The organism is Psychrobacillus sp. AK 1817 (genome assembly GCF_008807035.1).
Lineage (GTDB): Bacteria > Bacillota > Bacilli > Bacillales_A > Planococcaceae > Psychrobacillus > Psychrobacillus faecigallinarum.
Genome location: NZ_CP031739.1, coordinates 826,784 through 846,277 on the forward strand (window position 1 = coordinate 826,784; position 19,494 = coordinate 846,277).

Sequence of the window (19,494 nt, forward strand, 5' to 3'; positions counted from 1 at the left end):
CTACATTACTCTTTTGAACATCTTTTCAATTTCATACGTAGAAAAATGGACAATGACTGGTCTACCGTGCGGACAAGTCAGTGGATGCTTTGCATTTTTAAGGCTGACTAGCAACTGCTCCATGTCATGTAAAGTTAAATAATGGTTTGCTTTAATCGAGAGCTTACAGCTCATCATGATCGCAGCTTCTTCCCGAAGCTTTTTAATATCTGTTTTTCGGTTCGTCAATACTTGCTCGATCAGTCCTTCGATAATTTTCGTTTCATGCCCCTTAGGAAACCAAGCTGGATGGTCTCTGACAACAAAGCTGGAAGAACCAAATTCCTCTAAGAATATCCCTACTTTGTGTAGCTCCTCCAAAGATTCCTTAATACGATAGTATTCATCTAAAGAGTAGTGGAATGTGAGTGGCAATAAAAGCGCTTGGCGCTCAGTTGCATCGACCTCTCCTACCTTTTCTTTATAATACTCGTATTTGACGCGTTCTTGAGCCGCATGCTGGTCAATCAAGTAAAACCCATCCTCACTTTGCGCCACAATATATGTACCATGGATTTGACCAACCACATGAAGATCTGGAAACGGCTCTTTTTGTTCTGTGATTTCTTCTGGGTATACTTCTTCCGTAAGAGGAGACGATTCCTCATAGACCTTAGGGGTTCCTCCCCAATTGGTGTCTTCAGGGCCTAATGGAGTAGAAGTAGCTATAGGAGTCGTAGTATCTTGCTCCTCATTCTGAGGAGGCTTTACCGACTCGTAGGTTTGTTTAAAAAAGTCAAACTGGTAGCTAGGCTGTGGCTTTGACCTTACGGGTTTTTCTTTAATCTCCGGTGGCTGCTGAGAGCGATGCATAACAGAACGGATGGTCTTCTTCACAAGCTCCATCAGTTCCTTTTCCTTACTCAGCCGGACTTGATGCTTCGCTGGATGAACATTCACATCCGTTAGCATTGGATCTGTTTCTATGTTCAATACGACAATCGGATAACGACCTATTGGGAGTAAGGTATGATACGCCTCTACAATTGCATTGTTCAGCCCGTAATGCTTTACCCAACGGCCATTGACAAGAATCGTCATATAGTTTTTAGATGCTCTCGTAACCTCAGGAAGCGTACCATATCCGGAAATTTTAAAATCAGAGGACTCTGCCTCAAATTTAATCATTTTTCTAGCATTGGACACTCCGTAGATCGAGGCAAGAACCTGTCTCAAATCTCCGCGGCCACTAGTTTGTAGGATCGTTTGGTCGTTGTGTGAAAGCTTAAAAGCTATTTTAGGAAAGCTAAGTGCTAGCCTATTAATAAGATCGATAGTATGACCTAGCTCCGTTTGAATAGTTTTCAAATATTTAAGTCGTGCTGGTGTGTTAAAGAACAACTGCTTCACAACGATATCAGTCCCTCGGCGAATGGGAGCCGGGGTACAAGATTGAATCTTCCCGCCTTCTAATTCCACCTTTGTACCGATGTTTTCCCCATTCGATGTCCATAGAAGGATTTTAGATACAGAGGCAATACTAGCAAGTGCCTCCCCACGAAAACCTAGGGTGCGAATACGAAACAAATCATGCTCAGTCATTATTTTAGAAGTGGCATGTCTGGAAAAGGAACGAAGAGCATCCTCTTCATCCATACCTTTTCCGTTGTCGGTTACTTGTATTTCTGCTAGTCCTGCTTCTTGTAGCATGATTTCAATGGAGGTGCTTTCTGCATCAATGGCATTCTCCACTAATTCCTTCACGACGGAGGCAGGACGCTCCACTACTTCCCCCGCCGCTATTTTATTGGATAAAAGCTCTTCCATTACGACGATCTTCCCCATTGTTGCTCACCACCTATTATGTTTTAATCTAGCTCATTTTGCAGTTCATATAATAATTGAAGAGCCTCTAAAGGTGTAGTACCCGAAATGTTAACCTTCTTAAGCCTTTTTACTATTTTTTCTGTTGTTTCGTTGTCTGATGTTTTCGCTTCCACTATTTTAGTAGCTGTTGATGGAGTAGGCAACTCATCAAAAAATGATAGCTGAGTATTTGCCTCATTCTCCTTTTTTGATTCCTTTTTGTCCTGCTGCTCGAAGGTATCAAGAATTTCCCGAGCTCTGGAGATAATTCCTTCCGGAAGCATCGCAAGCTCTGCCACATGAATACCATAGCTTTTATCTGCTGGCCCATCCTGTAGCTTATGAAGAAATACGACCTTACCATCCTTCTCCGTAGCAGCTACATGAACATTTCGAAGATGGGACAATGTTTGCTCAAGTTCCGTCAGCTCATGATAATGTGTAGAAAATAACGTATTTGCCCCAATATGATTATGAATGTACTCCATCATCGCCTGTGCAAGGCTCATGCCGTCATATGTGGACGTTCCTCGACCAATTTCATCAAATAGAAGAAGACTATTGCTTGTTGCATTGACAATGGCATGTTGCGATTCCATCATTTCAATCATAAAAGTACTTTGACCACCAGCAAGGTCATCTGCAGCTCCGATTCGTGTAAATATTTTATCTACTATCGGCAATTCTGCTGATTTAGCTGGTACATAGCAACCGATTTGTGCCATAATGACAGTTATTGCCACCTGTCTCATAAAGGTACTCTTACCAGACATATTAGGTCCAGTAATTAGCATCATATTTTCTTCTTCAGTGAGCACACAGTCATTAGGGACATATAATTGGTTATTCATCATTTTCTCTACAACTGGATGTCTGCCCTCTTTGATAATCATAGCTTTCGAATTATGAAAGACAGGTCTCGTCAGACGATGTTTTTCAGCAACTTCTGCAAAGGAAATATACACATCTAGCTCACTAATTTGTTTGGCCAGCTTTTGAACAAGCGGAATATAATGTTTAATTTCCTCTCGGAGCTCGGTGAAAAGTTCGTATTCAAGCACTAAGCTTTCGTCCTCCGCAGATAGAATAAGAGATTCCTTTTCTTTCAGCTCGTCCGTTATGTACCGTTCCGCATTTGCCAGTGTCTGTTTCCGGACATATCTAGATTCATCTGCATAATGGATATTCGACTTGGTCAGCTCGATATAATATCCAAACACTCTGTTATAGCCTATTTTTAAATTTTTTGCTCCCGTGATTTCACGCTCTCTTTGCTCGAGCTCTGCTATCCACTTTTTCCCGTTAACAGAAGCATCTCGAAGCTGGTCTAAACGTTCGTTATAGCCGTTTTTAATAACCCCTCCGTCTTTCACGGAAATCGGTGGTTGATCACTAATTGCATCTGCAAGTTTTCTCCATATATCCTGACAATCCTCAATTGCTTCTCCCAAATGCTGTAACGTTTCGTCCTGCGTTTCCAATAACAGCTGTTTAATCTGCGGGATTTTAGAAAGAGACTGTCTTAACTGGGCAAGATCTCTACCCCCTGCACTTCCAAATCCTATTCTTCCGACCAAACGCTCTAAGTCGTATACCTCTTTAAACAGTTCTTTAATTTCCTCTCTAAGCATGAAATCATCTAAGAAGCTTGTGACGATATCAAGTCGAGATTCAATCGCCTGCTTAGTGGCAAGTGGCTGATGAATCCATTGTTTTAATTTTCTTCCACCCATTGCTGTAACTGTCTCATCGAGCAACCATAATAATGTTCCCTTTTGATCTCCATTCCGGATAGAAGATACAAGTTCTAGATTGCGTTTGGAATGGTAATCCATTGCTAGGAATGCTTCTCTTTCTTGGAAAGTTAAGGGCTGAATGTGTAAAAGCGATCTCTTTTGTGTTTTTTGTATGTATTTTAGTAATCTTTTGACGGTACGATGTGTAGTAACCGGATGATCCTTGACATACTTTTCTGCTTCTTCATCTGTCAGCTCCTCCTGCTCGATAGACAGTACAAAATTGTGAATCGAGGATAATTCATTGATTACTAAATACATTTGCTCGCTTACAATCAGTTCCTTTGCTTGCAATGCTAATAGCTGCTGAACTACTTCCTTTTCGTCGCCTTTTATAATAGTAGTAAACCCATCACCAGTAGATACGTCTAGATAAGAGAAGACGATTTCATCTGTAGACAGTAAATCAGCAGATGCAATAAAATAATTCGTTTTATTTTGTAGCGACTTTCCTTCCATTAGAGTGCCTGGAGTCACGAGTTGTACAACCTCTCGTTTTACCACCCCTTTTGCTACTTTCGGATCCTCCACCTGCTCACAGATTGCCACCTTATACCCTTTTGTGATCAAGGTTTCAATATAACTCTGAGCTGCATGGTGTGGCACCCCACACATCGGAATGCCGTCCTTCCTGCTTGTTAAAGTAATTTCCAAAATAGATGCTGCTTTAATCGCATCATCATGAAAGAGTTCATAAAAATCGCCGAGACGAAAAAACAAAAAAGCATCTATGTAGTCTTCTTTAATCTTTAAGTATTGTTGCATCATTGGAGTTATTGTAGTCATTGTTAACCTCTTCTCATTGTTACTAAACCTATTATAACAAATTAAATAAATGAAGCAGACATAATGCGAGCTCTTTTATTTGTTTTATGTTGGAAAAAACACATTACTAAAGAGGCGCATCTGTTTTCCTCTTTCATTGACCTTCCTCAAGTTCGGACTCAACTTCCCGCTATTACGCTCCTAAAAAGTATTAACCTTTGCTATTACAGTTGGATTCCCCTCATTCAAAATGACCTTGAGTATAAAGCCAGAGCTAGACAACAGCTTACACTTTCATATCTCCGTATGTGTCTCTACAACCAATTAGGAAAAAACATATACTATTTTACCCCATAAAAAAAAGCCGGACTGCGCCGGCTTATTAAAGAGAGGACGAATCGTGGAAGTCTTCAGATGAGCTGGAAGAAGAGCTAGAAGAACTAGATGAGCTTTCATCTTCATAGGACCATTCTTCCTCGAAGTCTTCATCATACACTTGTATACAAACAGTTGTTTCTCCAACGACCTCAGCAAGCAATTCTCTCTCTACAGTTACTTGGAATTGACCATTGACAATGATAGCCTCTGTGCAGTTTGGTTGCTGGATAACACGCACATGCACTTCTTCACCAGTAGAGTCTTTATCTCTGAAGCTTAGTTTGATGCGGTCTTTATAGTTCACTGTCTCAGTAAATACCGATGTTTTGGAGTGATCGTGGTGGGCATACCACACATTGATATCAAATTTTCCTGTTACTTCTACAAATTTCCCATGTTTTTTGGATTGATAAGTATGATTGATAACCCAGCATCCTAAAATGCTAGAAGGTGTGTTTGGTGGTCGAAGCGTTTCACAAGATTCCGTTCTCTTCTTACCTTTAGCAACAACTGCCTTCGTCACGATATGTCGCAAATATTTCATGTTCTTCCTCCTTGTATTCAAGTCATAACATCATATGCACCGTTTGCCCAATCGGTTCATCAGTTTTAAGATGTTGTGTAGACAAAAAGGGAAAGAACTACAAATTTTTTCATTTCTCATGAGTATTCGACATTAGTTATACATCGACCTTTGGCCATATAGCTTTCCAGTTTTTATTCATCATACGTCTTTCATAAATCGCTTTAAGGTCGCTGCTTGCATTAAATCTAGGAATTGGTCTTACATGCATCTGGAGGACGTCATACACTCCATGGGGAGCAGTTATAATTAACATATCCCCCTCTAGTTTTACGCCCAGAGCCGTGACCGTTTCTGGAAAATTGGCTATTCCATCTGTCGCAGACTTATAAGGAGGGAGGTTATTAACTTCATGCATTCTCGCCTGATTTTTCACTGACCAAGGGATGTCTGGCATGATAGCGAATAACTTCTGCTCTATCCTTTTCTCCATTTCCTCATCTAGACAACTAGGGTCAAAGTAAATAACATCAATATCTGCTAGTGGAGTTCTTGCGTCATAATTATGCAATGTATCCCATATTTTGGAGCGTACAAATCCAGCACATATCCACCAATCCGGAAGCTTCAAATTCTGTACAACTCTCAATAAATCCATCATCCAAGCATCAGCCTCGATTAAAGCTGTAATTTGTTGCTCTGTTTGAATATCCATTCTATGCATCTACTTTCTGTTTTCTACTATAAAAAGTCAGCTTCCATCCTATGGAAATACTAATTATAAGCACTAAAATGTATAACCACTCGAGGCTAACTATAGTAACTATCATATGAACAAATGCCATAACACCAACTAAAAACATTGACCCAAACACTTTAATCATCGAATTATCCTGAGCTTGCTTCGGTGTATTGGAAAATGGAAAAGGATCTTTGATGAATATCCAGTAGGAAACTATTGTTAGTCCTACTGCAACTAGCAAAGCTATGATTATGTCCAACCATATTCGAAAGGAAAAAATCCAAAGGAAAACTATACTTAAAGGAATTAATATAGGCATAAAATAGTTAATAATAGTAGCCTTCAAGGTTGCACTATATACAGTAGCTCTAGTAGGAATCGGTGCTACGTAAAAAATCCAATGGGCCTTATAGTAGTTAGAAAACTCAAGCATTGGAATTACCGAAGGAACAAAGATTAGCGCAAAATAGATCACCATAAACGAATTTCCACTCGCTACTTCCTCATAACTGCTAAACCTCAAGTTATTGAAAAGCATAATAAATGGGAAAACAACTGCAAAACCTAGCATTGGATAAATTTTTAGCTTCAATTCCCTTTCTTCCTTTAACATAATGGAGGAAAATCTATAAAAAACCTTCTCTTCACTCGTTCTGCACAAAACCTTAGACCAAAAGGTAGTCAATCTTCGAGCCTTTTTCTTTCTTCTATTTGAATCGCTCTGTAATTTGGCTAGGTAGTTTTCAAAGGCAGGCATGAGTCGCACGTAAAGTAAAACAGCAAAAATAGGTATGATAATTGCAAGCACGCTGAAAACAATCGTATAAAAAGCATCATTGCCATTAAAAAACAGCTCCAAAGGTGCAGCATACCAAAAAGGTGGGAGGAACAAATGCCACCATGCAAAGCTATAGCCAATATCTAAATTTACGATGTCAAATATGCGTGCTATTAACTGATAGCTGACAGTCATACCAATCGCTAGGAAAATTTGAACGTAATTAATAACATCCTTTAGGAATTCTCCACTAAAGAAGCGTAGGATAAATAGATAAACAAAAGCTGTAAAAATGACCGTCAAACAACTTATTAAAATAATTTCAAGCAAAAATAAAAGTGCAAACAGTATACCAAACTTAAATATACTAACTACCAATGGAATAGCAACAAAAGAGCCGGTCAATAAAACAATATAAATCAAAATATGCATGGTCTTAGCAGCATTGATCGTTCTATTGCTAATTGGCTTCGGCTGTAAGATATTCTTATCTCGGATATCTAAAAGTACTGCAGAAAAGTCGGAAATCATAGAAGTCATTAAGATAAGAAACAGCGTGCTGAACATAATAGTAAAAGAAAAAAGAAAGCTATTTCCTAAAAAAAGAAATGGGGTCAACAGGATAAGTCCAAAAAGTCCATAAATCCATAAAGATTTTAGAAATTGATTTCCATCTTTTTTTACTTTAGAGCCATTGAAAATAGGAGGCATTCTACGACTATCCATCGTCAGCTTAAGCTGCAAGACCCTTCTCATCATGTCATAATCAATATCCAGCTTGAGAAAAACTGTCCTAAAGCGATCTAGCACTCTTAGCGATGCAAAATCCTTCATAGCCTTTTCCCCTCGCTTACTGTTTGTACAAAACGTTCTGCTATCTCTTCATGCTCAGTAAACCCAGTCAATTGATTAAAAATCCCCTCCAGTGAGCCCTCCTGACTTTGCTGTTTTAGCTCTTCAAAGCTTCCATCTGCTACTACCTCCCCGTTCACCAATAGCACGATTCGATTACTGATTTTTTCTACGACGTCCATAATATGAGAGGAATAGAAAATTGTTTTGCCTTGCTCAGCAAGTTTTGCAAGAATCTCTTTAATAACCATGACACTGTTGGCATCTAAGCCACTAAGTGGCTCATCGTAAAACAAAAGATCAGGGTCATGCAACAGGCTAGAAATGATTAATACCTTCTGCTTCATCCCTTTTGAAAAAGAGGAAAGCCTTTGATGAAAAGCACCTTCTAGACCAAATTCTTTCATGAGAGAAAAGGCTTTTTCCTCGGCTTTCTCGCTCGTTAGTCCATACATTTCACCAGTAAAAATTAGAAACTCAAAGGCTGTCAGGTTTTCATAAAGCTCCGCAGTTTCTGGGACATAGCCAATCCGTTTTTTATATGTATAATCACTTTTGTGTATATTTTCCCCAAAAATCTCAATCATCCCTGAATAACCTTCAATTAAACCAAGTATTAGCTTCACTGTAGTACTTTTACCTGCTCCATTCGGTCCAATATATCCGATGATCTGTCCCTCGTAGACATCTAAGTTTATCCCGCTTAGAACCTGCTTGTTCCCAAAGCTTTTGGAAACATTTACTAATGATAAAATTTTTTGTGGTTCCATCTAACTCCCCCTTTATTTATATATCTATAGTAGTTACGTGATGAAAAGAACTATCTTCTGTATCTATCTATTTCAGTGTTTCCTAGTATAATAGGATGTAATTATTCAAAATATTTACATTTATAGTGTAACATATAGATAATAGTGTTTGACATCCAATTTTCTTACTAATATTTAATTTGTATTACTGTTGAATTTTTCAGTTAAAGAGTGTAGGATTTGCTAGAATGAAAGTACAGAAGGTGTAAGGAGAGAATTCGAATTGTTGACTACTCCAGAATCTAATAAAAAAACAATCGCCCTATTAATCATAGGGATAATTTTTATTTCCTCAACACTGCGGGCACCACTTACTGCAGTTGGTCCAATTATTTCTTATATTAGGGATGGCTTGGACATTTCTAATGTATTAGCAGGGTTTATCACTACTATCCCATTGCTTGCCTTTGCTATCATCTCCCCATTTGCTCCAAGAATAGCACGTCGGTTGGGAATGGAGATGACATTATTTCTTGCCATATTGCTACTGGCCGTAGGAATTGCAATCCGCTCCATCGGCACTCCATTTTTCTTATTATTCGGAACTGCCTTGGTAGGAGTAGCAATTGCATTTGCAAATGTATTGATCCCTAGCTTCATCAAGCTAAAATTTCCATTACAGATTGGGTTACTCACAGGTATTTTCACGGTTTCTATGAATCTATCAGCTGGCATCGGTGCCGGCATTAGCTATCCTATCGCAGAAGGAACTTCGTTTGGATGGCAGGGAGCCCTTGGTTTTTGGTCTATTTTAGCTATCGTTGCCTGTTTAGTTTGGATACCACAAATTAAGAAAAAGCAGCAGCTTGTCACAGAAGGACCGGACACCAATCCAGTGAAGGCTAAATCTATCTTAAAATCTCCACTAACATGGTCAATTACCTTATGTATGGGTTTCCAATCGCTTATTTTTTACACAACTGCTGCATGGATTCCTGAAATATTGCAGACACAAGGAATGGAAGCAGAGAAGTCAGGCTGGATGCTATCTATCATGCAATTCTCACAGCTTCCAATGACCTTTCTCATTCCGATACTCGCAGGTAGAATGAAGGATCAGCGAATTCTAGTAGCAGTGTATACAGTTTGCTATTTAATTGGTTTCACAGGGTTATTATACGGAAGTCTATCACTTGCAATACTCTGGATGGTATTCCTAGGATTAGGTGGCGGGGCATCCTTCGGGCTAGTTATGATGTTCTTCTCTCTTCGATCTAGAACACCAATGGAGGCTGCTGACTTATCCGGTGTTGCCCAGTCAATTGGATATTTACTCGCTGCTATTGGTCCTGTCTTCTTTGGCTTTGTTCACGATACGACAGGAAGCTGGAATACTCCTATGATTTTATTCATCGTGACTGCTATTCTCCTATTTTCTGCCGGAATGCATGCTGGTAGAAATCGATTTGTATCAGAGGCTTAACAAACGAGTATATTGAAGGGCATCATTTCTTAATGGAATGATGCCCTTCAAATTTTTTAATGAAGAAAGTTAAAAATACTTGGGTAACTTATAAAGAAAACCTCGATATATCGCTATATTTATTCGTTAAACCAAGACGTTACATAGAAAATTATTCATTGTTTTTTTCATTATAATTTATTATTTTATAATAAAAATACATAATTGTGACAAGGCCAATACCCAAAAGTATACTCCCAGTAGCTAAAAAATTATTTGTATAGCCCGAGATTCTCATTAAGTATATCTCTGTATCTGCCCCTCCCTCTTTTGAAAGCCAATGATCCGCGAAGGAAGTACCAAAATGCACACTGGAAAATATCATTATTAACCCGAAAATACTTAATAAGGCCCCTAGACTAACAAAGCCCTTCATTTTATCTTTAGTCATATTACTACTCCTATCTATCTTTTAGAATTGTCGTAGCTAATTTTGAAGACTTTGTTATTCACGATCTGCCTTACAATATTAGCTTTCAAATACTTTTCTACAAATTCAACATTGCTCTGAAAATCTGTTTCACATTCCTTCATGAATAATTTTAATGAACCCATCATAAAGTAAAATTTTGTTTATGGTACTTTTCATAATTCCTATTGATTTGAAATCGAACAATCTATAAATAAATTTATTCTTTTCTAATAATATAATTTTCCGCTATAGGCTGAAGCATTCCGTGAGGTGAGCGGAAAACGATCACCGTCGTTTTCGCGAGCATTCTGATGCATTATTACAACCCTCCGCTATAAGGAACAAGTAAGAAACGTTCGTTTTTAATTGGCAAAGTGCTATTTATGAAATTAACTTACCTATAACTACTTATTCAACAGTTGTATCTCATAACCCTCTTCTTTATTTGTTGACACAACAAAATGCCCCCTAATTTCTCCAATAACAAAAGACCATCAATCTTATCATTGATGGTCTTTCCATTCCTGAATAATCCATGATTAATACGGATTTGGCTGATAGGAATAATTCGGTGTTAACTTTTCATTGTTATAGGGCTTATGGAAAATATGTGTAGTAGCAGGTGACATAGGTGGGATAAGCCAAGTCCAGTTTCCGCTGACATCTCTACCTGCATCTCTTTCTATTTCCTCGAACTTTTTAAACTGATGTGCCGCAGTATGATGATCAACAATACTGACCCCATCCTCCTTAAAGGAATATAAAACGGCAGCATTCAACTCAACTAATGCGCGATCCTTCCAAAGTGAAGCGTTTGACTTAGTGTTCAGTCCCATTTTCTCAGCTATCTTAGGTAACATGTTATAACGATAATCATCCGCAAGATTCCGTGCTCCTATTTCTGTACCCATATACCAGCCGTTAAATGGAGCAGCTAAGTAGTTAATTCCACCAATCTCTAGCTTCATGTTGGAAATCATCGGAACGGCATACCATTTTAGCAGTAGGTCTTGAAACCACTCCATTTCTGGATGGCGAATGGAAACCTCTAATATATACGATTCAGGAATGTCAAAAAATCTAGCAGGCTGATCCTTCACTTGAATCACTAGTGGAAGTACATCAAATTTCGTGCCCTTCCCTTTCCACCCAAGCTCCTCACATACTTTCGTAAAAGATAGAGAGTCAGGGTCTCCAATGACCCCTACCTCCGTTTCATATCCTGCATAACGTATCAGCTGATGATTCCAAATACGGACATCACTAGGAGAAAAAATCGAAATTGTCGGCCTGATTCTTCCCTCGTTTGTAGCGTATTGAATATGGTCAAGTAGGCTCTTTAAAATATCTTCTTCTTTATGTAACTCTCGCTTATCTATGACCGTTAGACTTTGCCAAAACAAACGACCTATACATTTATTACTATTGCGCCAAGCTACTTTAGCACCGAAATTCAACTCTTCCGCTGTATGTACGTAAGTACCATCACGATTAATCTCTTCTTCTATTTCTTTCAGGCGAGCAACCAACTCTTGTTCCTCTTTACCTGTTTCTGAATAATAAAGTCTCATAAAATCCTGCGCTTCATTTAACATGATCTTATTCCCTCCCACTATCTCTTACATCTTAGTGGAAGTCAGCAGCCACAAACAAGTACCCCATTTGGTTTATATGTGAGGATTTTATGACACCCATTCAAAAGAACCAGAAAAAAAACTATATACCGCCAACTCTCGAATATGGTAAAATCAATTTAACTTTATAAATTCCGGTCTTGTAGCTCAGTTGGGAGAGCACCACCTCGACAAGGTGGGGGTCGCTGGTTCGAGACCAGTCGGGACCATCCTATTCAAAAGCCTAATTAACGTTGATTTATCAATGTTTATAGGCTTTTTCTTTGTTCAGATTTCCTATACATATGCCTCAAATTTTAAAGTTTGTCCGCAATTTGTCCGCAGGATTTTACTGTATTAGTTTGTTTGACTTTGAATAGTCTGATGAAACGTATCAGCAATGTCATTGTCAGTATTTGGTAATAAATGTGCATAGAATTCTAATGTTATCTTCGGATTTGCATGACCCAATCGCTTAGAAATTTTAACGATATCTATACCGGTAGAAATAAGAATGGATGCATGTGTGTGTCGAATATCGTGGAAACGAATGTTTGGTACCTTGGCGGTCTTGACAATACGTTTCATTACTCGAACAACATTGCGCGGATCTTGTGGGCTCCCTGTACTTGTGCAAATGACTAGGTCTTTATCTGCAAATAAAGTTCCCACCTTTTCCTTCCATTCTTCTATTCGTTTTTTTTGCAAAAATAATTCATTGACAATAAACTCTGGAATAGGGATTTGTCTCTTGGAATTTTTCGTTTTCAATGAGGTGAAAACATAACCCTTTTTAGGGACATGTGCTAATGATCTTTTCACATGAATTACTTTTTGTTCCAAGTCTATATCACTCCAATACAGCCCTAATATCTCTCCTCTCCGCATGCCAGTATAGATGGCAAGTAAAAAAGTTAAATAGTGTCGCTCTTCTTTACACTGACCAAGAAACTCCTGTATATCTTTAAGTGACCATATAGACATTTCTTCGTATTTCACTGATGGCGGATCTGCATCCCCCACTGGATTGAATATTATTTTCTTCCATTTAACTGCTTGGCTGAACGCTTGATATAATAGTTGATGCATTTTCCGAATGTAACTCGTACTATAGTTTTCTTGTAACTTTTGATTATAAAACAAATCAAAATCCGATGTAGTAACTTTAGCTATTTCTTTATTTGCAAACAAATTCTTTTTTAAGAGGTGTTTCTCTAAAATGTACCTACTGTTCATCGCGGATGTTTGTTTAATTCTATTACTGTAATGGTCGTTGAACCATTTTAAAATATAATCTGAAAAGATTTCTTTACTAAGCTCTATATATCGATTTTCATCTAACGATAATTCAATTTTCCTTGCAGCTGCCTCAGCATCTTTCTTTTTAATAAATCCGCCTTTACTTATCTGTTTACGCTTCCCTGTTAAGGGGTCACTACCTATATCAATAGCATAAGAATAGGTTTTGCCTCTTTTTCTAATGTGCGCCAATTATTACTTACCTCCAAATCAATTTTGCACAATAAAAAGTAAACAAGTGGTCTAATACCAACTTGTTCACTTTCTTCTATTTTTATAAGGATTCTTCACCACAAATATTTAATTTTTTTGTTTAGTTTTTAACCAATCAAAAAACGATGTAAATGCTTATGTTTCATCTGGTTTTGTTAGTTTCTTAAACATTTATAACAATATGATTCACAGTTACTAACGCATTCATTTAATACATCAAATGTTTTCTCGATAATTTCATCAATGCGGTTGCCCGCTTCGTATGAATACCCAGCACCAGTACGATATTGCTCGTAATCCTCGTCTGTAGCGGTTACTTTGCTTTCTAATACCTCAAATGCTTCCCTTTGTTTTGCCGTTTTTCCTCGTCTGTACCAGTAGCGAAGTTTGCCGCTGTTCTATAGCGTTGAATGTCTCCGTAAATTTATTCCTCGAATGTTTGTAAGTTTGTCATTTCATAATCCCCTCTATAGTTAGTTTTGGAAATAAAAAAGAACGTCCGTCATGGGCGTTCTTAAATACGTTATTTTGGGTGTGCTCTCTTTTATTTATTAGGCAAGTTTTATTTATTCAACAAATCTTATGTTTTCCTATTTTCTTTTTCAGCCCATTTTATCAATTTCATGATAATCATAATAACAAACAAGAACATCACTAATGAAACTATCAGAGTAATAAAAAATCCGTTTCCCACGGTTGAAAAAAATATAAAGATAATAGCAAAGAGAATAATAAAACCCCACATTTTTTGCTCATCTTTTGACACATTTCTAGTACTTCTCCATCCTGCCATAAGTGTAAGCACGCCCTCAACATTATTTTTAAATATAATTATAGCAGTAGTTATACTAAATATCAGAAAAAATAGTCCAACATTAATGATATTTGATATTCACGTTATTTAGCCGTACCTCTCAGATATTCTTCTACTTCTTCTTCAGTAAGCCAACGTGCAGGCACTCGGTAGCCGATCTCCTACTGCTTTGTAAATGCGTAACCACTTTCATAAAGCACTACATTTATCTTCTTTGTATTAAAATGTCTTTGTTCACTTATAGCTCTAAACTTGCCGATATTGTAGCGAATCAGTAGCCTACGTAGTGTAATTCGATAAGGGAGTCGATTCACTCTTTCTCTTCCGTTTTCTTATTCGGCACCTCCTAGTCAGCGTTAAAGATTCGCTTTTTGTTTTGCGAATTAGGCACTCTCCCGCAAAGTCATAAGGGTTAGTAAGTCATTTGACCTTAAAGTTAAATATAAACATATAAAAAGGACAGCAGGTTTAAATCTACTGTCCTCCACTATTAATCGTAATAGCCCTCTCTAAAAACAATTACACTTTCAACAAGACTATCTTCAGAATCCTCAAGTTCAGGAACAAAAAGTCCAATACCTAGTGTGAAAGATAATAAGCCTGTTTCATCCAATTCAATATCACTATCTTGTGAAACAATAGTTGACTTCAGTTCTCTAAAAGGTCTTCCAATCATGTGTTTATGTGTAAATTTAGGGTCTGCTGGTAGTGCCATTTCAATTGCTTCACACGTATCGTTACTATCGTAATATATGTGTATTCCATGGTCATTAAATGCATCTGTAAAAGTATCAGACATAGGCGTTTTTTTAAATTCTACTACATTTCCTCCTATAACATTTCTAACCTCATCTCTTGTCATGCCAAAACTAATTGGACCTACTCCCTTATTAGGAGTTATTATAAGTTCATTCATTTTTTACCCCACCCCTAGATTTGTTTAATCTTTTAGTATATTCTAACATTTGTCTAATACCTTCATCATATTTATTTCCAAACTTATTTCTTAAATCATTAATGTCCATATTTTGAGCCTCATTTAATTTCCCTTGTTCTATTAAAGATTTTTGCTGTGCTCTATATGCTCTTGCTTCTCTTGAGTTACCCCAACTCGCTGTTTGTCTATGGTCTATGGTTTCCATTCTTACACCAGGACCATTACCTCTACTTATCGGACTAACAGAATTAGCTGGCATATGATGGACTTCTCCACCATTACTAGGAACATCCTTACAATCTAATCATTTTCAATTTGATTCTCACTAATATCAGCTGACTTAATATAAATTAAAGTAAAAAAAACTTGAAAGGCAATTTAGCCCATCAAGGTATATGTTTAAAGTAACGTTTTTATTTTTTTACTATCCCTTTTCCATACACTTTCTCCTTCAGTTAAAAAAACTGCACTTGGCGGATCATCATAAAGTGAAATTTCAACTAATGAACCTTTCTTTTGTATTAACCAATTATATAAACGACTTTCCTCACTAGTAGGATGCGCTAAAATATCATTTACTTGAAATACAGCTGCATCATATTCGGTATAATTTACATCGTCGTCATCTAACCCATTATCTGTTTCAAAAACTGTATCAAGTTCACCAACAATTCTTAATCCATTTTCCCATTCTAGTATCATGTCACTATGTTCATATTTTATTAATGTTCCTATTAAAGAGTCATACCCCATATACATCCTCTTTTCTTTTGTTTTTATGGCAAAGATGGTACTATATGAGCTCCATCTTTGCCATAATGTATCAATCCATTAGTAGTCTCAAGATATTCACCGGTATTTCGATCATAGTAATTCCCAATAGTTTTACCAAAGTCTACTCTTTCTTTTTTACCGTTTGGCAGTAGTTGACCTTTCCCTACAAACTTGTCTTTTTACCTTCGAGTGCTCGAAACGTTCCTGGGGGATTTCCATACCAATCAGCTGTTCCTGTTGTTTTAACCATAAGTCATCTGGATTTAAGTATAATTTTGGGAACAAAGCTGTTCTTATCTCTCTTCTAAACGTAAGGACATCCCATTGGCTCGGCAAGAAGTTTATATCCTTGACCCCTGCTTGAAATAGTCCATAGATTTTCCGTCAACCACGTGTCCATCATCTGCAAACCTTGTTCAATTGGATTCAGTGCGTATGTCTGAGTAGCATCGAATCCATAAAGTTGGTTTAAAGTATCATCACGTTTTCTCTTAGAACTAATGAATCCCTCCTGCATTCCGCTATCATCTAAATGCATTAACAAACTCAGCTGAACTACTTGTATTAGATCCGTGGTGACCTGCCTTTAATACGTCTGCTGAAATATCATCAAACTTGTCCAATAAATACTCTTCTATATTTGAGCCAGCATCAGCCATTAATAGAAAATCTACACCTTTGTATCCTGTTTTAATGACAATAGAAGCATCGTTATTATCCTTTGCTTCTGAATCAACATATAGTGTTTGAAGATAAAAATCAGAAGTTCAGTCACCAATCAAAATGCTTCCGATTTTTGAATTGATGTATTGTATATTTTTGCTATTAACTAATGTTAATAATTTTATTTTGGAAAAGTGGGAGCTTTATTTTACATCTACACTGTAAACCACAAATTCTTACAGTATATATATGGGTTGTCCTCCTAAAATCGTATTGTTTTAACCATAACAAAAAACCTTGAAAGGTTGTTAGACTATCAAGGTAATAGTTAATATTCAAAAAATAATTTTATTCCTAATCTAAATTTAACATTTAGCTTAACTCAAATAATACTTCTTCTCACATATATACTAGTACTTTTAATTAATCTAAAATTTGGTAAATGTGTCTTGAAATATCTATTTCTTCTCCATCTTAAATTATGATAAATTTAAAATTTCTTTTAGTTCTTTTAAGGAAACTTCAACTCTTGTTCGATCTTGAGGTCGTCTTGTTAAATAGTCTTCCCCAGCCTCTGTTAAATATTGAAAAAATACATTTTCATCTACAATAGCATTTTCCTCAACTTCAGCCATAGGGGGTTGTATACTAAAGTTAACACCAGTTTCACCAAAATATCCCTCTTCTCCTGGCTGATATTCATTTGCAAAAATACAACATACTGGATCAATCCCAAAACCTTGTTTGTTTTTGAAATTTTCAATCGCTTGCATAAACTTCCCATCACCTATTATTTTGTAATATAGACGCATCAACTCAACTTTTTCTGAAAATTCTTCAATAATAAAAACTTCCTCATTCATAACAAACACTCCTTTAACATTTAATCTAGAACTGGGAAAAAATTCGAAATCTCACCTGTATTTTTGTCTTTAAAGCCCATAAATTTCAACTGTTTCCCATTTACATTGACATACCCTTCTACCATATCACTTGGTGACCTATCTCCACCTTGAATTATCCTATTATTACTAATACCTTCTTCCATTGCTTCCCTACCCAACTTTAATATCTGTTCATCAGAAAAAACCTTTGGGTCATATACTGTCTTAGGATTCTTATACTCTTTCCACTGTCCAGTAAACTTACCTTTTCCACCATTTTCTTTACTCAATCCATCATAAACAGGAAGCTGATATTTTACCTCATAAATTCCTGAAATATCAGGATGAGACGTTTTAGTAACAGCTTGATTAATATCCTTAACTTGATTACCAAAGTTATCTAAAATAAATTGTTCAAAGTTCTCAAGATTGTGACCACCCTTTATTCCAATATTCGGTTTTGCTTTAAAACCCTCCACTTCGGTTAAATGTGTATCATAACCCTTTTTAAAAGTAACATCTTTTACCGTAGCCTTAGATATTCCTTCACTAGTATTACTTGTACCTTCATTCACATTCTTCCCATCATGTGTTGCTTTACCGTCCACTGCAGCATTCCCAGGTTTCTTAACCGGTGACGGAGTTGCCGCCAATCTAAGTCCAATTAAGCTTCCAACAAACCCAAAACTATTTTGCCAGTGTTCTTTGGAAAATGGATCTTCTGGAAGAATCGCTTCTTTAACCATTCCACTAAAACCAAATGTAGCATAATTTAAAAAATCCAGTTTCGAGTCGAACATCTTAGCACTTCTTTCATTGGCTCCTGACACAATTCCACCAGAAATCCCGAAAGTCCAATAGTTCACAAAATCATAGGGAGAATCTAGTGCCTTTTCACGTCGTATACGTGCCCCATCCCAAAAGTCTTCCGCAATGCCCTTTAAACTATGGAAGGATTTCACAAATATGTTTTGATCAATATCTTCTTGTTCTGTCCCATTACTCTCTGGTCTTGCACATGATAAGGCAAGCATATCTGAACCCACAAAAGGATTGTATATCCCAATCAAACCCCCATAGCCAAATCGTATAGGACCGTTACCAGCTATGAATGCTTCCAGCATAGTCGTCAACTGATTTTCTCTATTCACTATGGAGGAAAGTACAGCAACAGGAGATGTACGAGATGCCAATTCAGTCTTTAAATTATTTTTAGCAGTAAATGCTCCCCAGTTATCTGCTTGGAAATGAACATCCGTTAGCCCACTTTTAAACATTCCTTCTATATCAGAGAGCCATATTCCCATTGTCCGAATATCCTGTTCCATATTGTTTAAAGCAGTCGTCTGTGTTGCATCAAATTCATGCAGTTGCGAAAGGGTATCATCACGCTTTCTCTTAGAACTAATAACCCCCTCCTGCACTGCGCTATCATCTAGGTGGGGCAGTGCTACAATGTCACTCACCTGATCCATGATATTATTTGCTTCGTCAGTTAGACTAGCGGTAAGTTGGCCAATAAGCGTGAGGCCCTGTTCCAGTTCACCTTCTAAGAATTCTTCTAATATGTAACCTGATAGGTCTGGCTCAAGAGAGTTAAGAGCTTTGCCAATTTGATAAAGTACTTGTTGAGAATCGTAGGAAAACAATTGAAAAAACTGAAGAAATGGCAAATGACATTCCTCATAAAAGGAGCGAATGGCACCTCCTCCTTCTCCTTTTAATTGTTCCTCCATCTGAACTAGTCCTTCGACTCCAAGTTGGATTGTTTTTATTTCAGTATTTAATCTTTCTAACATTGTAATGTTGCGCTGTAGCCCATCTTGTAATAAATCTACATCCAATACCTTCATAGCCTTATCCTCATCACATGTTTAGAAAAACTCATTTCACTATATCCTTTAGTATACAATAATGCCCCATAGGTGAACATTC

Annotated in this window: 17 protein-coding genes, 1 tRNA gene and 2 pseudogenes; 2 read left to right on the top strand and 18 right to left on the bottom strand. The window is 37.1% G+C overall.

Translation table 11 applies throughout. The features are described 5' to 3' along the window. The 6 genes from mutL to D0S48_RS04335 form a co-directional block, all read right to left on the bottom strand. Nucleotides 1-1,824 carry a DNA mismatch repair endonuclease MutL gene (gene mutL / locus D0S48_RS04310; protein WP_151110269.1) on the bottom strand — a complete coding sequence of 608 codons (1,824 nt, stop codon included), beginning with the start codon at nucleotides 1,822-1,824 and terminating at the stop codon, nucleotides 1-3. Between the two features lie 23 nt (nucleotides 1,825-1,847). Then, nucleotides 1,848-4,427 (bottom strand): DNA mismatch repair protein MutS, encoded by a 2,580-nt coding sequence (gene mutS / locus D0S48_RS04315; RefSeq protein WP_151110271.1) that lies wholly within the window; start codon nucleotides 4,425-4,427, stop codon nucleotides 1,848-1,850. A gap of 361 nt (nucleotides 4,428-4,788) precedes the next feature. Beyond that, on the bottom strand, nucleotides 4,789-5,328 hold the full coding sequence (gene cotE / locus D0S48_RS04320; protein WP_144541801.1) for an outer spore coat protein CotE: 540 nt from the start codon (nucleotides 5,326-5,328) through the stop codon (nucleotides 4,789-4,791). A gap of 136 nt (nucleotides 5,329-5,464) precedes the next feature. After that, complete coding sequence (locus D0S48_RS04325; protein WP_151110273.1) at nucleotides 5,465-6,022, bottom strand: nucleotidyltransferase family protein; 558 nt, start codon at nucleotides 6,020-6,022, stop codon at nucleotides 5,465-5,467. A gap of 1 nt (nucleotide 6,023) precedes the next feature. Continuing rightward, the gene (locus D0S48_RS04330) at nucleotides 6,024-7,661 is read right to left on the bottom strand and encodes a hypothetical protein (RefSeq protein ID WP_151110275.1); all 1,638 of its coding nucleotides are present in this window, start codon (nucleotides 7,659-7,661) and stop codon (nucleotides 6,024-6,026) included. After that, nucleotides 7,658-8,449 carry an ABC transporter ATP-binding protein gene (locus D0S48_RS04335; protein WP_151110277.1) on the bottom strand — a complete coding sequence of 264 codons (792 nt, stop codon included), beginning with the start codon at nucleotides 8,447-8,449 and terminating at the stop codon, nucleotides 7,658-7,660. Before D0S48_RS04335 ends, D0S48_RS04330 begins: the two co-directional genes overlap by 4 nt. A 262-nt stretch (nucleotides 8,450-8,711) precedes the next feature. On the opposite strand from D0S48_RS04335, the gene D0S48_RS04340 reads away from it, so the two are divergent. After that, nucleotides 8,712-9,911 (top strand): CynX/NimT family MFS transporter, encoded by a 1,200-nt coding sequence (locus tag D0S48_RS04340; protein WP_151110279.1) that lies wholly within the window; start codon nucleotides 8,712-8,714, stop codon nucleotides 9,909-9,911. A 151-nt stretch (nucleotides 9,912-10,062) separates the two neighbouring features. Here D0S48_RS04340 and D0S48_RS04345 read toward each other — a convergent pair whose 3' ends face one another. Continuing rightward, nucleotides 10,063-10,341 (bottom strand): hypothetical protein, encoded by a 279-nt coding sequence (locus D0S48_RS04345; RefSeq protein WP_144541791.1) that lies wholly within the window; start codon nucleotides 10,339-10,341, stop codon nucleotides 10,063-10,065. A 560-nt stretch (nucleotides 10,342-10,901) separates the two neighbouring features. Then, complete coding sequence (locus tag D0S48_RS04350; protein ID WP_151110281.1) at nucleotides 10,902-11,957, bottom strand: nitric oxide synthase oxygenase; 1,056 nt, start codon at nucleotides 11,955-11,957, stop codon at nucleotides 10,902-10,904. A gap of 175 nt (nucleotides 11,958-12,132) precedes the next feature. Here D0S48_RS04350 and D0S48_RS04355 point away from each other — a divergent pair. Next, nucleotides 12,133-12,205 (top strand) — tRNA-Val (locus D0S48_RS04355). Nucleotides 12,206-12,332: 127 nt separating this feature from the next. Here D0S48_RS04355 and D0S48_RS04360 read toward each other — a convergent pair. The 10 genes and pseudogenes from D0S48_RS04360 to D0S48_RS04405 form a co-directional block, all read right to left on the bottom strand. Next, on the bottom strand, nucleotides 12,333-13,466 hold the full coding sequence (locus D0S48_RS04360; RefSeq protein WP_151110283.1) for a site-specific integrase: 1,134 nt from the start codon (nucleotides 13,464-13,466) through the stop codon (nucleotides 12,333-12,335). Nucleotides 13,467-13,642: 176 nt separating this feature from the next. Next, a pseudogene (locus D0S48_RS21280) lies at nucleotides 13,643-13,771 on the bottom strand (DUF1998 domain-containing protein); the annotation flags it as partial. A 1,020-nt stretch (nucleotides 13,772-14,791) separates the two neighbouring features. Continuing rightward, complete coding sequence (locus D0S48_RS04370; protein WP_151110285.1) at nucleotides 14,792-15,217, bottom strand: ABC transporter ATP-binding protein; 426 nt, start codon at nucleotides 15,215-15,217, stop codon at nucleotides 14,792-14,794. Next, nucleotides 15,210-15,497, bottom strand: a complete 288-nt coding sequence (locus D0S48_RS04375; RefSeq protein ID WP_151110287.1) for a hypothetical protein — start codon at nucleotides 15,495-15,497, stop codon at nucleotides 15,210-15,212. Before D0S48_RS04375 ends, D0S48_RS04370 begins: the two co-directional genes overlap by 8 nt. Before the next feature lie 140 nt (nucleotides 15,498-15,637). Continuing rightward, nucleotides 15,638-15,991 (bottom strand): hypothetical protein, encoded by a 354-nt coding sequence (locus D0S48_RS04380; protein WP_151110289.1) that lies wholly within the window; start codon nucleotides 15,989-15,991, stop codon nucleotides 15,638-15,640. Nucleotides 15,992-16,014: 23 nt separating this feature from the next. Further along, nucleotides 16,015-16,176: pseudogene (locus D0S48_RS04385) on the bottom strand (polymorphic toxin type 50 domain-containing protein); the annotation flags it as partial. A 140-nt stretch (nucleotides 16,177-16,316) separates the two neighbouring features. After that, nucleotides 16,317-16,550, bottom strand: coding sequence for a T7SS effector LXG polymorphic toxin (locus tag D0S48_RS04395; RefSeq protein WP_151110292.1), 234 nt, complete (start codon nucleotides 16,548-16,550; stop codon nucleotides 16,317-16,319). Next, nucleotides 16,537-16,671 carry a hypothetical protein gene (locus D0S48_RS21085; RefSeq protein WP_255475382.1) on the bottom strand — a complete coding sequence of 45 codons (135 nt, stop codon included), beginning with the start codon at nucleotides 16,669-16,671 and terminating at the stop codon, nucleotides 16,537-16,539. The genes D0S48_RS04395 and D0S48_RS21085 overlap by 14 nt, the downstream gene beginning before the upstream one ends. A 483-nt stretch (nucleotides 16,672-17,154) precedes the next feature. Then, nucleotides 17,155-17,538, bottom strand: coding sequence for a ribonuclease toxin immunity protein CdiI (gene cdiI / locus D0S48_RS04400; protein WP_151110294.1), 384 nt, complete (start codon nucleotides 17,536-17,538; stop codon nucleotides 17,155-17,157). A gap of 20 nt (nucleotides 17,539-17,558) precedes the next feature. Continuing rightward, nucleotides 17,559-19,412: a T7SS effector LXG polymorphic toxin gene (locus tag D0S48_RS04405; protein WP_151110296.1), complete on the bottom strand. Its 1,854-nt coding sequence runs from the start codon at nucleotides 19,410-19,412 to the stop codon at nucleotides 17,559-17,561. Between the last annotated feature and the right edge of the window lie 82 nt (nucleotides 19,413-19,494).